The organism is Halopolyspora algeriensis (genome assembly GCF_003337235.1).
GTDB classification, from domain to species: Bacteria; Actinomycetota; Actinomycetes; order Mycobacteriales; family Pseudonocardiaceae; genus Haloactinomyces; species Haloactinomyces algeriensis.
Genome location: NZ_QPJC01000014.1, coordinates 112,259 through 125,904, shown reverse-complemented (window position 1 = coordinate 125,904; position 13,646 = coordinate 112,259). Strand labels below are relative to the sequence as shown.

Sequence of the window (13,646 nt, the reverse complement as noted above, 5' to 3'; positions counted from 1 at the left end):
GGTGGCGACCACCGAGAAGCACACCGCCCACCACGGGAGGTTCCTGCTGCCGAGGAAGTAGTCCCGCGTGGTGCGCTGCCTGCCGCTGAGCAGCACCCCCATCGCGGGCATGGCCAGCAGGTACAGTCCCATCACGACGAGGTCGGTGATCCGCATGGCGCCTCCTGCTCGTTGCGGGCGTCGGTGTGCTCGTCGGTCACGACGCGCAGGCGCCGTGCCGGCTGATCGGGGACCGGCGGCGGACGCAGCGGACCGCTGCCGGGAGTGAAGCTGCCCAGGATGCGTGGCCCGCGAGCGCCGGTCGTGCTCGGCACGTTGCCCGGCATCCCGTTCCATCCGAGGAATCCCAGCAGCGCGGTCAGGTAGGCCTCCTTGCTGTCCGAGGGCAGGCCGAGTGCATCACTGACGGTCAGCTCGATCCCGGAGTCGTCGAGCAGGCGGCGCAGCGCGGCCATCAGCACGGGATTGGCGACGCCTCCTCCGGAGGCGACGACCGTGCGGGCGCGGTGTGCACGGCAGGCGTCGGCGATGGTCGTGGCGGTGAGCTCGGTCAGTGTGGCCAGCAGATCGGCATCGGAGATCCCCGCTGTACCGGCGAGGACACGACGCAGGTACTCGCCGTTGAAATGTTCCTTGCCGGTGGATTTCGGTGGGCGCAGCCCGAAGTAGGTGTCGGAGAGCAGCGTGCCGAGCACGTCGGGTCGGACGGTTCCGCGTGCGGCGATCTCCCCGTTGGTGTCCTGCTGCCGCGCGCCTCCGGTCACCGTGGTCGCTGCCGCGTCGATCAGCGCGTTGCCCGGGCCGGTGTCGTAGGCCAGGATTTCCTCGCCGCCGACCACGGTGATGTTGGCGATCCCTCCGATGTTGAGCGCGATGTCGGGCCGGGCCCGCTCCGTGGCGAGCCACAGCGCGTCGAGCATCCCGGCCAGTGGTGCGCCCTGACCTCCGGCCGCGACGTCGCGGGCGCGCAGGTCGGCGATGACCGGAAGGCCGGTGGATTCGGCGATCCATGCCGGTTGGCCGAGTTGCAGGGTTCCCCGGGACCGGCCGTTGTCGACCCAGTGATACAGAGTTTGCCCGAGCGAGGCCGTGAGGTCGGCGTGCCCGCCTGCGAGGGAGTCGAGCCCGTACCGGGCGGCTTCCGCGAAGGACTGCCCGATCAGGGTGTCGAGTCGGCACAGCTCCCCGGCGCTGCACTCGCCGGGCGGGAGAGCGGCGAGCAAACCCTCCCGGAGCTCGTTCGGGTAGGCGATCGCGGTGTGTCCGAGAGGACGCAGCAGGATCGTGCCCGCTGCGTACCGGAAATCGGCAGCGGCTACGTCGACACCGTCCATCGAGGTGCCGGAGAGCAGTCCTATCACCCGCCACGAGGTCACAGGTGTGGTGTAGGACACCCGATCGGGTAAATGCAAGCATTCTGTGCACATTGTTGGTGAATCGCTCACATGGGTCCGCTCGGATCGACACGATTCGAGGTGCGACGATGGGTGCGTGACCACCACAAACGTGATCTTGATCATCGTTGTCGCCCTGGTGTTGCTGGCGATCCTCGTGGTCGTCGGGGTACTGCTGAACCGGCGCAGGAGAATCAGCCTGCGCCGGCGGGACGAGCAGACCGGTGAAACCGGCACCGCTCGGGGAGGCGGCTATCGCACCGGCAGCGGGATCAGCCTGTCCAGCGGCGGCACCGGCACGGCAGCTCCGCCGGAGCCGCCGACCGGCGAGCGGACCGAGGTGGAGGGCCAGCCCGGTGTCGGTGACGATGCCGCTGTCCCTCGCGACAGTGAGCGGCCGGGCATCGTCGACGTCCCGTTGCCGGACAAGTCCGGGCCGGAAGCCACCGCATCTCCGCCCGCCGAGACCGAGGCGGAAACGCGAGAGCCACGCCAACAGCCGACAGCCGAATCGCAGCCGACGATCCCGAAGCAGGAGGGGCGCACCTCGGCGACTGCAGCGGGGGCCCCCACGGCCGAGCCGGAAACTCCCACGGCCGAGCCGGAAAGGTCTGCCGAGTCGCAGGCGGCTCCCACGGCCGAACCCGAGGCACCCGCCGAACCCGAGGCGCCCGCCGAGGCGGAGGTTGTTCCGGAGGTGCCGGATGTGATTCCGGCCGAGCCGGACACTCCGGTGGAACTGGAGACGACGCCTGCCGAGCCCGAAGCGCCCGCCGAACCCGAGGCGCCCGAACCGGCGCCTCCGGCCGAAGCACCCGTGGAGGAGATCGAGCCCACCAGCGGCCGGCTCGAACGGTTGCGCGGCCGCCTGTCCCGGTCCCGCTCCACCTTCGGTCAGAGCGTGCTCGGGCTGCTGGGTGCCGGTGACCTCGACGAGGACTCCTGGGAAGAAATCGAGGACACGCTGCTCATGGCCGATCTCGGAGCAGCCACCGCGACCGAGATCATCGAGCGGTTGCGCTCGGAGATCGCCTCCCGCGGGGTACGCACTCCCGAGCAGGTCCGCGCTCTGCTGCGGGAGGTCCTGGTCGATGCGTTGCGGCCCGACATGCAGCGTTCCGTGCAGGCGCTGCCGCACGGTGATCCGTCCGACGGCGGCAAGCCCGCGGTCGTGCTCGTCGTCGGCGTCAACGGGACGGGCAAGACCACCACGACCGGCAAGCTCGCCCGCGTGCTGGTGGCCGAGGGGCGCACGGTGCTGCTCGGTGCCGCCGACACCTTCCGTGCGGCAGCGGTGGAGCAACTTGCCACGTGGGGCGAACGCGTCGGCGCGGAGGCCGTGCGCGGCAACGAGGGTGCCGACCCCGCCAGCGTGGCTTTCGAGGCGGTGCAGCGCGGCAGCGACACCGGCGTGGATGCGGTGCTGGTCGACACCGCAGGCCGCCTGCACACCAAGACCGGGTTGATGGACGAACTCGGCAAGGTCAAACGCGTGGTCGAAAAGCGCGCCCAGGTGGACGAGGTGCTGCTGGTGCTCGACGCCACCACCGGGCAGAACGGCCTCACCCAGGCGCGGGTGTTCTCCGACGTCGTCGATGTCACCGGCATCGTGTTGACCAAGCTCGACGGCACCGCCAAGGGCGGCATCGTCTTCCAGGTGCAGCGCGAGCTCGGGGTACCGGTGAAACTCGTCGGCCTGGGCGAGGGTGCCGATCACCTCGCGCCCTTCGAACCGGAGGCCTTCGTCGACGCGTTGCTGGAGTGACCCCGGGACAGAGCGCCACGACCCGTTGCCTCCCGTTCTTCGGACAGTGACGAACTTGCGGTGGTGACACAGCCGTAACGGGACAGCCCCGGAATTCATTCGGCGGAAACAACTCGCGCATTCCGCCGCAACACCGGTTGCCGACGATGCGGATTCGACGTCACACGGCCGGACCGTACGGGAGGCAACATGGATTCCGGTGACACCACGTGGGTGCTCGTGAGCGCGGCTCTGGTCATGCTCATGACCCCGGGACTGGCGTTTTTCTACGGCGGCATGGTGCGCTCGCGGGGCGTGCTGAACATGCTGATGATGAGCCTGGGCAGTATCGGCGTGGTCGGGGTGCTGTGGGTGCTCTACGGGTACTCGATGGCATTCGGCTCCGATCTCGGGGGCGTCGGCCTGCTCGGGGCGCCACTGGAGTTCTTCGGGCTGGGACAACTGCTCGGTGCCGATCAGCTCTCCGACACCGTTCCGACGATGGCCTTCGTCGCCTTCCAGGCGATGTTCGCCATCCTGACGGTGGCGCTGATTTCGGGGGCGATCGCCGACCGGGCCCGATTCGGGCCGTGGCTGCTGTTCGGCGGTCTGTGGGCCACGCTGGTGTACTTCCCGGTCGCGCACTGGGTGTTCGCCTTCGACGAGACCGATGCCGCGGGCACCGTCACGGCACCCGGTGGATGGATCGCCAACCGGCTGGCCGCGATCGACTTCGCCGGTGGTACCGCGGTGCACATCAATGCCGGTGCGGCGGCGCTGGCTCTGGTGATCGTTCTCGGCAAGCGCACGGGCTGGCCGCGCGAGACCGGTAAGCCGCACAACATGCCGCTGGTCGTGCTCGGAGCGGCGCTGCTGTGGTTCGGCTGGTTCGGGTTCAACGCCGGGTCGGCACTGGCCGCGGGCAGTACCGCCGCAGTCGTGTTCGTCAACACTCTCGTGGCCACCAGCGCCGCCATGCTCGGATGGATCCTGACCGAGCGTCTGCGGGACGGTCACGCGACCACCCTGGGGGCTGCCTCGGGCATCATCGCGGGACTGGTCGCGATCACCCCGGCGTGCTCGTCGGTGACCCCGCTGGGGGCGATCGCGATCGGCGCGATCGCCGGAATCGTCTGCGCACTGGCGGTGAGCCTGAAGTACCGCTTCGGTTACGACGACTCGCTCGACGTGGTCGGCGTGCACCTCGTCGGCGGCCTCGTCGGCACGCTGCTGGTCGGCGTGTTCGGCTCCGCCGCCGCTCCGGCAGGAGTCGACGGACTGTTCTACGGCGGCGGCCTCGACCAACTGTGGCGGCAGGCGGCCGGGGCAGTGGCCGTGCTCGCATACTCCTTCGTGCTCTCCCTGGCCATCGCCTGGGCGATCCGGGCGACCCTCGGGTTCCGGCTCAGCCCCGAAGAGGAGGCCGAGGGCGTGGACGAAACGGAACACGCCGAGAGCGGGTACCACTTCGGTGATGGCCGGGGGAGTGTCACCGATGCGCCCGCACGCACTGCGAGTCTCGGACGCGAGTTGGAGGGCAGCAACACATGAAGCAGGTGACCGCGATTGTGCAACCGTCCCGGCTGGCAAGTCTCAAGGAGGCTCTCGAGGGGCTCGGCGTGCTGGGCATGACGGTCGGTCGAGCGCAGGGCTACGGGCGCCAGAAGGGCCACAAGGAGATATACCGGGGCGCCGAGTACGCGATGGACTTCATCGACAAGATCCGGGTCGAGGTCCTGACCGATGACGCCATGGCGGACAAGGTGGTGGACGGCATCGTCGCCGCCGCGCGCAGTGGTCGAGTGGGAGACGGCAAGGTCTGGGTCACCCCCGTGGACACCGTGGTCCGGGTGCGTACCGGGCAGCGGGACAACGAGGCCCTCTAGGAAGTCGGGAGATCGGATCGGCCCGTTCGCAAAGGCCGGGCACCATGCGGGCACGAGCACGGCTCGTGCCCGCGTGGTCGTGCGCGCCGCCACACCCCGATCTGCGTAACACTACGCAGAGGGATTCGGGGAGTTCGCGGTCCTCGCCGGCAGCCCCGGGGCGGCAGACTCGTGGCCGTAACGCGGGGAGCGAAGCCGGCAGGGGGTGTTGCCCGCCCGTGCTGGGGGTCGGGCGGGCAAGGCCGGCGGTGGCGGAGCGCGCCAGGGGGTCGCCACGGGTGGCCCGGTGGGATCCGGGCCACCCTGCGGCACGGCGGCGGTGACACGGGCCGGTCCCCCGGCTGTGATCACGGTGCGTACTCTGAACCTCGACGTGGAGATTCCGGACCGGCTGATGCCCGCACCAGAGACACTTCCGCCGCCCGACGTGCGGATCGGCCGGCGTGATCTCGTCGTCCTCGCCGGTCTTCCCGGTGCGGGCAAGAGCACTCTGCTGGGAAAAACGGTGGCGACGGCGCCCGTGCCGGTGCTCGACCCCGAACAGGTGCATCGGGTCCTGGGTGCCGTGCTGCCCGCTCGCCTCCCGTATCGCCGGTATCGGGCGGTGGTGCATCTCGTGCACCGGCTCCGCATCGCCTGGCACTGTGTGAGCGCCCCCGGTCCCGTGGTGGCGCACGAGCCCTCGACGCGGCCGACGACGCGGGCGATGCTGATCGTGCTCGCCCGGCTCACCCGGCGTCGGAGGCTCCTGGTGTGGGTCCATGCCGGGACTTTCGAAGCGCTCAGCGGTCAACGCGAGCGCGGGCGCCTGGTCGGGGCCCGCTCCTTCGCCCGCCACGTCGAACGCGCCGAGCGCCTCCGCGAAATGCTGCGGACGGGGCGGCTGCCACGCGGCTGGTACGCGGCACGGGTGTTCACGCGAGCCGAGCTGGCGGAAGGGCTCCGGCTGACGGTGGTTCAGTGACCTGTGTCGCGTTCACCCGGGTGGGTTCGTCGCCGGAGGTGTTCGGCGGTTATTGTGGGTGATCGCGTGCCGGAAAGGTCCGGTACGGTTGGCTGAGATCGAGCTGCGACTGACTGGCAACAGTGTGTGCGTTGCAGGTATGCGCGGCCCGACATGCGCAAGCAGCGAGACGCCCGTACGGCGGTGCTGCATTCGGACCTGACTGTTGCCGGTCCCGCTGGTGGACGTTGGTACAGGGCCGTCATCGCATTCCTTAGCCTCTGTGACCACGAGGAGACCACACACCCAGTATGTCCACATTCGATGATCTCGACCTCGACGACCGCGTTCGCAAGGTCGTCTCCGACCTCGGCTACGAGACCCCTTCGCCGATCCAGGCCGAAACCATCCCCTCCTTGCTCGCCGGCCGCGATGTGACGGGGCAGGCGCAGACCGGCACCGGCAAGACCGCCGCTTTCGCGTTGCCCATCCTGTCCCGGATCGATCTCGACGCGAAGAAGCCGCAGGCGTTGATCCTGGCGCCGACCCGGGAACTGGCCATCCAGGTGGCCGAGGCGTTCCAGCGTTATGCCGCCAACCTGCCCGGCTTTCACGTGCTGCCCATCTACGGTGGGCAGAGCTACGGGCCTCAGCTCAGTGGGCTGCGGCGGGGGCCCCACGTGGTGGTCGGTACCCCCGGGCGCCTGATCGACCATCTGGAACGCGGCTCGCTCGATCTGTCGGGGCTGACCAACGTGGTGCTCGACGAGGCCGACGAGATGCTGCGGATGGGCTTCATCGAGGACGTGGAGAAGATCCTGCAGGCGGTCCCGGAAAGCAGGCAGGTTGCGCTGTTCTCCGCGACCATGCCCAAGGCGATCCGTTCGATCAGCCAGTCCTACCTCCACAACCCGGTCGAGGTTTCGGTCAAGAGCTCCACCGCCACGGCCACCAACATCAATCAGCGTTACTGGCCGGTCCGGGGCGTGCACAAACTCGATGCGCTGACCCGGATCCTGGAAGTCGAGTCGTTCGACGCGATGATCGTGTTCGTGCGGACCAAGCAGCTCACCGAGGAACTCACCGAGAAGCTGCAGGCACGTGGGTTCAGTGCGGCCGCCATCAACGGCGATATCGCCCAGGCACAGCGGGAACGCACCATCGGTCATTTGCGCGAGGGCCGGATCGACATCCTGGTGGCCACTGATGTGGCCGCACGCGGATTGGACGTCGAGCGCATCTCCCACGTGCTCAACTACGACATTCCCCACGACAGCGAGTCCTACGTCCATCGCATCGGCCGTACCGGCCGGGCGGGGCGCAGTGGGGAGGCGATCCTGTTCGTGTCCCCGCGCGAGCGGCACATGCTGCGCTCGATCGAGAAAGCCACCCGCCAGTCGATCAGCCAGATGGAACTGCCGAGCGTCGAGGCCGTCAACGATCAGCGCCTCGCCCGGTTCGCCCAGAGCATTACCGACACCCTCGCGAACGGGGAGCTCTCCCTCTTCCAGGACCTGGTGCAGGAATACGAGCGCACCCACGATGTGCCTGCCGCCGAGATCGCGGCCGCGCTCGCGAGCATGGTGCAGGGTGATCGACCGCTGTTGCTGGAGCCGGAACCCGAACCGACCGAGAATTCGAAGCGATCCGGCAAGGCGCAGGCGTTCGAGATTTCCGGCGACGAGACCGCGGTGTTCCGCGTCGAGGTTGGTCGGCGCAATCGGGTGACACCGAGCGCCCTGGTCGGAGCGCTGGCCAACGAGGGCGGCGTACCGAGCAAGCGTATCGGGCACATCGACATCCGCGCCGAGCACACCCTGGTGGAACTTCCCGCCGAGTTGCCCGACGACTTGCTGCGCAAGCTGGGTAAGACGCAGGTCGCCGGCCGCGGACTGCGGATTCGTCGTGCCGGCGACGAAGTGCTGGACCGCAGCGGCAACGGGCGCCCGCGCAAACCCGGCCGGGACAAGTTCAAGGGACCTCGCAAGGGGCAACGCTCGTCCGGTGGCGTGCGTTCGGGAGCGAGCAAGCGGCCCGCTCGCGAACACAGCTGAGTCCGCGGGTCCCCTTTCGTGGAAAGGGGACCGCGCGCATCCTGCCGGGTAGTGGTTGGGTGAATCACCGCGTCCCCGCCGGGACGCGGCACCGCCCGGGTACCCTCGTAGTGGCACATCCACGACTCTGGAGTCCGTGAACCCGTGTTCGACACTCTTTCCGACCGGCTCACCGCGGTCCTGAAGAACCTGCGCGGCAAGGGGCGCCTGTCCGATGCCGATATCGACGCCACTGCGCGGGAGATTCGCATTGCCCTGCTGGAAGCCGACGTGGCGCTTCCCGTGGTGCGCAGCTTCATCGCGGGGATCAAGGAGCGGGCCAAGGGAGCCGAAGTTTCGCAGGCCCTGAACCCGGCCCAACAGGTCATCAAGATCGTCAACGAGGAACTGGTCGGCATCCTCGGCGGCGAGACCCGCAGGCTGCAGTACGCCAAGAACCCGCCCACGGTCGTCCTGCTCGCGGGCTTGCAGGGTTCCGGTAAGACCACACTGGCCGGGAAGCTGGCCCGGTGGTTCGCGGACCAGGGCCAGACCCCGATGCTGGCGGCCTGTGACCTGCAACGTCCCAATGCCGTTACCCAGCTGCAGGTGGTGGGTGAGCGCGCCGGGGTGTCGGTGTTCGCCCCCGAGCCCGGCAACGGAGTCGGGGACCCGGTGGACGTGGCCCGCCGGAGCATCGAAGAGGCCCAGCGCTCACAGCACAGCATCGTCCTGATCGACACGGCCGGTCGCCTGGGTGTCGACGAGGAGATGATGCAGCAGGCTTCCGACATTCGTGACGCCGTCACGCCCGACGAAACCCTGTTCGTCGTGGACGCCATGATCGGTCAGGACGCCGTGAGCACGGCGGAGGCTTTCCGCGACGGTGTCGGCTTCAGTGGTGTGGTGCTGACCAAGCTCGATGGTGACGCGCGCGGTGGTGCCGCACTGTCGGTGCGGCACGTCACCGGCCAGCCGATCATGTTCGCCTCCAACGGTGAGAAGTTGGAGGACTTCGACGTATTCCACCCGGACCGGATGGCCAGCCGGATCCTGGGCATGGGTGATGTGCTCACCCTGATCGAACAGGCCGAACAGGCCTTCGACGAGAACCAGGCCGAGCAGGCCGCGCAGAAGCTCGGCACCGGCGAGCTCACCCTGGAGGACTTCCTGGAGCAGATGCAGGCGGTGCGGCGGATGGGCCCGCTGCAGAACCTGATCGGCATGCTGCCCGGGGCCAACCAGATGAAGGACCAGCTCGCCAACTTCGACGAGGCCCACCTGGATCGGGTACAGGCCATCATCCGGGGCATGACCCCGGCGGAGCGAGCCGATCCGAAAATCATCAATGCCTCGCGCCGCCAGCGCATCGCCAACGGTTCCGGTGTCCGGATCAGCGATATCAACGATCTGGTCAGCCGCTTCTTCGAAGCCCGCAAGATGATGCAGCAGATGGCGGGCCAGTTCGGCGGTGGCGGTGGCGGCGGCAGCCGCAAGAAGGACAAGAAGGGCAAGAAGGGCAAGAAGGGCAAGAACAAGGGGCCGACTCCGTCGAAGGGGATGCCTGCCGGCCTTCCCGGCATGCCCCCGGGGGGCATGCCCGGCGGTGGGAACACCCCGGATCCCTCCCAGCTGCAGGGAAGCCTCAACGAGCTACCTCCCGGATTCGATCCGTCGAAACTCGACTTCGGCAAGAAAAAGAAGAAGTGAGTGCCGTGTCGGACGAGACGGCCCTTCATCTCCGAGGGGTGGTGCTTCCCGAGGGGGAGCACCGCGACGTGTGGATCCGCGACGGGGTGGTCAGCCTCGAACCGGTCCCCGGTGCCTCGACGGTGTTCGACGGCGGCTACCTGCTGCCCGGGCTGGTCGACGCGCACTGCCATGTCGGCATCGGCCCGAAGGGGCCGGTGGACCTGGACGAGGCGGTGACGCAGGCCGAGACCGACCGCGATGCCGGGACACTGCTGATCCGCGACTGCGGTGCACCGGTCGACACCCGGTCACTGCAGGAGCGTCCCGACCTGCCGAGGATCATTCGTGCAGGCCGCCACCTGGCGCGTTCCAAGCGCTACATTCCGCACCTGGCCGACGAGCTCGAGGATCAGTCGTACCTGCCTGCGGCCGTGGCCGAACAGGCCGAGTACGGGGACGGCTGGATCAAGCTCGTCGGTGACTGGATCGATCGTTCGGTCGGTGATCTCGCCCCGCTGTGGAGCGACGAGGTTCTCGCGGAGGCCGTGGCGGTGGCGCACGAACGTGGCGCGCGGGTCACCGCACACGTGTTCGCCGAGGACGCTCTTCCCGGTCTGCTCGCAGCGGGTATCGACTGCATCGAGCACGGCACCGGGCTGACCGACGAGACCATCGAGCAGATGGCGCGGCAGGGGACCGTGCTGGTGCCCACACTCGTCAATGTCGAGAACTTCCCCTCGTTCGCCGCGTCGGCCTCGAAATATCCGAACTACGCCGCGCACATGGAGCACCTGTACCGGGAGAGCGACCGCACCGTGGCGAAGGCCGTCGAAGCGGGCGTGCCGGTGTATGCGGGAACCGATGCGGGGGGCGGTATCGAGCACGGACAGCTCGTCGACGAGATCATGGCCCTGAACCGCGTCGGCATGTCGGCCGAGCAGGCACTGGGGGCGGCGTCGTGGTCGGCGCGCGAGTGGCTCGGCTGGTCCGGCCTGCGCCATGGTGGTATGGCCGATGTGGTGTGCTACGACTCCGATCCGCGCAAGGATCTGGCCTCGATGCGCCATCCACGGCGCATCCTCCTGCGAGGAAGGGTCGTGGCCTGACTCGACGGTGGCTCCGTTGAGGCTACCTGAACAGCGGATCGCTGAACGGAGGCGCTTGTGAACCGGCCACCGGACGAGGAACCTCGCGACGAGGAGCCGGGCTTTCCGACGGCACGCCTGCCCGGGGATCCTTCGGCGGATCCGGGAACCGAGGAAAGTTCTCGATCCGCTCGTTCCTCGTCGCAGCCGGGCGAGGCGAGCCCGCACTCGTCTCCGCCCTCCTCGCAGCCCTCGTGGCTGAGCTACGGCACCCCCATGCGCCGGGCGGAGGACACCCGGGACCCGAATCTGCACCCCCGCTACTGGGAAGCGCAGCTCGAGGCCGCTCGACGGGGAAGCCTCGCGTGGGGATTCGCGGCCTTCTTTCTCGGCTACGGGGGCTACTACCTGCTCGCACTGGTCTTCGGGGGCGTGCTCTCGGCGCACGTGTCGGGATTCGACCCGGCGAATCCCCCGGACCCGGGGCCACTGCTGTTGCTGGCCTTCGCCCCGAACGTACTGCTCGGTCTCGTTCCCGCCGTCTACTCCTGGCGTCGTGGCCACGGCCTGCGGTCGGACTTCGGTATCGTGCCCAAGCTGCGGGACGTCAAGGTCGGTCTGGCCTGCGGGGCCGTCGCCCTGCTCACGTCGTGGTTGTTGGGCCTGGTGCTGATCAGCATCTCCGGGCCGCCCCCGCCGACCGCCGGGATCAGCGAACTCGTCGGCGGCGAACGGACCGTGTGGCTGTTCCTCTTCGCGCTGTTCGCGTTTCTCGGTGCCCCCTTCACCGAGGAACTGCTCATGCGCGGGGCGCTGTGGGGCGCACTCGAGCACTATCGGATACCTCGTTACGCCATTCTGGTGCTGACGGCGCTGTTCTTCGCGTTCATGCATCAGGAGTCCTGGCGGCTGCCGATCCTGTTCGTCGGCGGGATCGTGATCGGTTTCGCGCGGATGCTGACGGGACGGGTGAGCGCCAGCATGATCGCCCATGCCACGAACAACTTCCTCCCGGCGCTGGTATTGCTTCTGGCCGCGGGCTGACCGCGGCGATATGCGGGTGTTTGTCCGGTACGGGCGCAGGTAGCCTGACGTTTCCCGGCATGGTCGAGGCGGGCAACCGCATGCTGGAGCGCCCGGAAAGTCGACGCCCGGTCGGATGGAGGCCCTGTGAGTGCACCGCAGTCACCCGAACCATCCGGCGACTCGCGATTGCCGGAGGTCGTCACCGGGTCCGGGTCCGGGTCCGGACGAGCCACGGCCACGGCGAATACCGTCCACAAGTGGGGCTTCGGTGCCTTCTTCCTGGCCGAAGCCGTTTTCGTGCTGGTTTCGGTCGCGCTGGCAGCCACTTTCGGACCTCTCGACGGTGGAGGTCGTCGGCTGGGAATCGCGCTGATTCTGATGCTGATGCTGCCGACCGTGCTGGCCGGAATGGTCGCGGTGGTCGCCACCCTCGTACGCGGGCACGGTCCGCGCCGGGACTTCGGTCTGCAGTGGCGCAGATCGGACGTGACCACGGGACTGGGCATCGGTGTGGCAGGCCTTGTGCTCACTGCGATCGCATCGACGCTCTGGGCGCGGTGGGTGGGTCCGGAGCAAGCCGATTCGGCGGTTGGAAGCCTGCTGGAGGGAGTTCGATTACCTCCCGTGCTGGCGGTGGTGATCTTTCTGCACGTGTGGCTGGTGGCCCCGCTGTGCGAGGAGTTGCTGTACCGCGGCCTGCTCTGGGGAGCGATGGAACGGCTGCGCTGGAGTCGAGTGACCATCTTCATCCTGACCACCGCGATCTTCGCGATCGGCCATCTCGAGCCCGCGCGGACCGTGCTCCTGCTGGTGATCGCGATCCCGATCGGATTGGCCCGCTTCCTCACCGGCAGGTTGACCGCCAGTGTCGTGGCGCATCAGGTGAACAATTTCCTGCCCGCGCTGGGACTGCTTCTCATGTCGCTGGGCCTGCTGCCCGCCTGAGTCGGGGCTCCGTTGCCGTAGCGACATGCGCGTCTGGCACAATGAAGAATTGTTCGCCGTGAGCGGGCCCTCTCACCGTTCCGCGGCTGTCGATGTAAGAGCTTCCATGCCGTCGCCCCATGCGGTGTGGCATGCTCAACCGATCCCGAACGAGAGTCTGAGGAGCACCACCACCCGTGGCTGTCAAGATCAAGCTGGCGCGCATCGGAAAGATCCGCGAACCGCACTACCGCGTCGTCGTCGCCGATTCCCGCACTCGCCGCAACGGTCGAGTGATCGAGGAGATCGGGCAGTACCACCCGAAGGAGCAGCCGAGCCACATCGAGGTCAAGTCCGAGCGGGTGCAGTACTGGCTGGGCGTCGGCGCCCAGCCCACCGAGCCCGTGCAGGGCCTTCTCGAGGTGACCGGCGACTGGCAGAAGTTCAAGGGGCTTCCCGGCGCCGAGGGACACAAGAACGTCGCCGCCCCCAAGACTTCCAAGCAGGAGCGATTCCAGGCCGCGCTGGCCGCCGCTGAAGAGGAAACGGGTGTGGAGGCCACCACCCCGAAGAAGAAGGGGAGCGGCAAGAAGGCCGACTCCGCCCGCTCCGAGGGTGACGAGGCCTCTGCCGACGCCGAGGGCGGCGAGTCGAAGCCCGAGGAAGGCCAGGAGTGACCGTCCTCACGGATGCGCTCGAACATCTGGTGCGCGGCATTGTCGACAACCCGGACGAGGTCCGCGTCCAGTCGATCAGCACTCGACGTGGTCGCACGTTGGAGGTGCACGTCAATCCCGATGACCTGGGCAAGGTCATCGGTCGGAGCGGGCGCACCGCGACGGCGCTGCGGACTGTGATCTCGGGAGTCGGTGGTCGAGGCATCCGGGTGGACGTGATCGACACCGATCGCTGAGCGCGC

12 protein-coding genes and 1 pseudogene are annotated in these 13,646 nt (G+C 68.3%); 11 read left to right on the top strand and 2 right to left on the bottom strand.

Annotation, left to right across the window (positions count from 1 at the left end):
- Nucleotides 1–156 (bottom strand): annotated as a pseudogene (locus DFQ14_RS22455) (sodium:solute symporter); the annotation flags it as partial.
- Nucleotides 132–1,427 carry an anhydro-N-acetylmuramic acid kinase gene (locus tag DFQ14_RS18780; protein WP_114454623.1) on the bottom strand — a complete coding sequence of 432 codons (1,296 nt, stop codon included), beginning with the start codon at nt 1,425–1,427 and terminating at the stop codon, nt 132–134. The gene DFQ14_RS18780 and the pseudogene DFQ14_RS22455, both read right to left, overlap by 25 nt.
- 64 nt (nt 1,428–1,491) lie before the next feature.
- Here DFQ14_RS18780 and ftsY point away from each other — a divergent pair, with 64 nt between their 5' ends.
- The 11 genes from ftsY (at nt 1,492) to DFQ14_RS18725 (ending at nt 13,640) form a co-directional block, all read left to right on the top strand.
- On the top strand, nt 1,492–3,159 hold the full coding sequence (gene ftsY / locus DFQ14_RS18775) for a signal recognition particle-docking protein FtsY (protein WP_114454622.1): 1,668 nt from the start codon (nt 1,492–1,494) through the stop codon (nt 3,157–3,159).
- A gap of 189 nt (nt 3,160–3,348) precedes the next feature.
- Nucleotides 3,349–4,689, top strand: a complete 1,341-nt coding sequence (locus tag DFQ14_RS18770; RefSeq protein ID WP_114454621.1) for an ammonium transporter — start codon at nt 3,349–3,351, stop codon at nt 4,687–4,689.
- Nucleotides 4,686–5,024 (top strand): P-II family nitrogen regulator, encoded by a 339-nt coding sequence (locus DFQ14_RS18765; protein ID WP_114454620.1) that lies wholly within the window; start codon nt 4,686–4,688, stop codon nt 5,022–5,024. Before DFQ14_RS18770 ends, DFQ14_RS18765 begins: the two co-directional genes overlap by 4 nt.
- Before the next feature lie 352 nt (nt 5,025–5,376).
- Entirely contained in the window at nt 5,377–5,988 is a 612-nt protein-coding gene (locus tag DFQ14_RS18760) for an AAA family ATPase (protein WP_246195499.1), read from the top strand.
- A gap of 290 nt (nt 5,989–6,278) precedes the next feature.
- Complete coding sequence (locus DFQ14_RS18755) at nt 6,279–8,021, top strand: DEAD/DEAH box helicase (protein ID WP_114454619.1); 1,743 nt, start codon at nt 6,279–6,281, stop codon at nt 8,019–8,021.
- Between the two features lie 144 nt (nt 8,022–8,165).
- Complete coding sequence (gene ffh, locus DFQ14_RS18750) at nt 8,166–9,710, top strand: signal recognition particle protein (RefSeq protein ID WP_114454618.1); 1,545 nt, start codon at nt 8,166–8,168, stop codon at nt 9,708–9,710.
- 5 nt (nt 9,711–9,715) lie between these two features.
- Nucleotides 9,716–10,798 (top strand): metal-dependent hydrolase family protein, encoded by a 1,083-nt coding sequence (locus tag DFQ14_RS18745; protein WP_218956406.1) that lies wholly within the window; start codon nt 9,716–9,718, stop codon nt 10,796–10,798.
- 57 nt (nt 10,799–10,855) lie between these two features.
- Complete coding sequence (locus DFQ14_RS18740) at nt 10,856–11,821, top strand: CPBP family intramembrane glutamic endopeptidase (RefSeq protein ID WP_114454617.1); 966 nt, start codon at nt 10,856–10,858, stop codon at nt 11,819–11,821.
- Between the two features lie 126 nt (nt 11,822–11,947).
- Complete coding sequence (locus DFQ14_RS18735; protein ID WP_179951618.1) at nt 11,948–12,748, top strand: CPBP family intramembrane glutamic endopeptidase; 801 nt, start codon at nt 11,948–11,950, stop codon at nt 12,746–12,748.
- A gap of 176 nt (nt 12,749–12,924) precedes the next feature.
- Nucleotides 12,925–13,404, top strand: coding sequence for a 30S ribosomal protein S16 (gene rpsP, locus DFQ14_RS18730; RefSeq protein ID WP_114454616.1), 480 nt, complete (start codon nt 12,925–12,927; stop codon nt 13,402–13,404).
- On the top strand, nt 13,401–13,640 hold the full coding sequence (locus tag DFQ14_RS18725) for an RNA-binding protein (protein WP_114454615.1): 240 nt from the start codon (nt 13,401–13,403) through the stop codon (nt 13,638–13,640). Before rpsP ends, DFQ14_RS18725 begins: the two co-directional genes overlap by 4 nt.
- The last annotated feature ends 6 nt before the right edge of the window (nt 13,641–13,646 follow it).

Coding starts and splice junctions, on each gene's coding strand:
- DFQ14_RS18780 (WP_114454623.1), bottom strand. CDS start 1,427: ATGTGCACAGAATGCTTGCATTTACCCGATCGGGTGTCCTACACCACA.
- DFQ14_RS18770 (WP_114454621.1), top strand. CDS start 3,349: ATGGATTCCGGTGACACCACGTGGGTGCTCGTGAGCGCGGCTCTGGTC.
- DFQ14_RS18765 (WP_114454620.1), top strand. CDS start 4,686: ATGAAGCAGGTGACCGCGATTGTGCAACCGTCCCGGCTGGCAAGTCTC.
- DFQ14_RS18755 (WP_114454619.1), top strand. CDS start 6,279: ATGTCCACATTCGATGATCTCGACCTCGACGACCGCGTTCGCAAGGTC.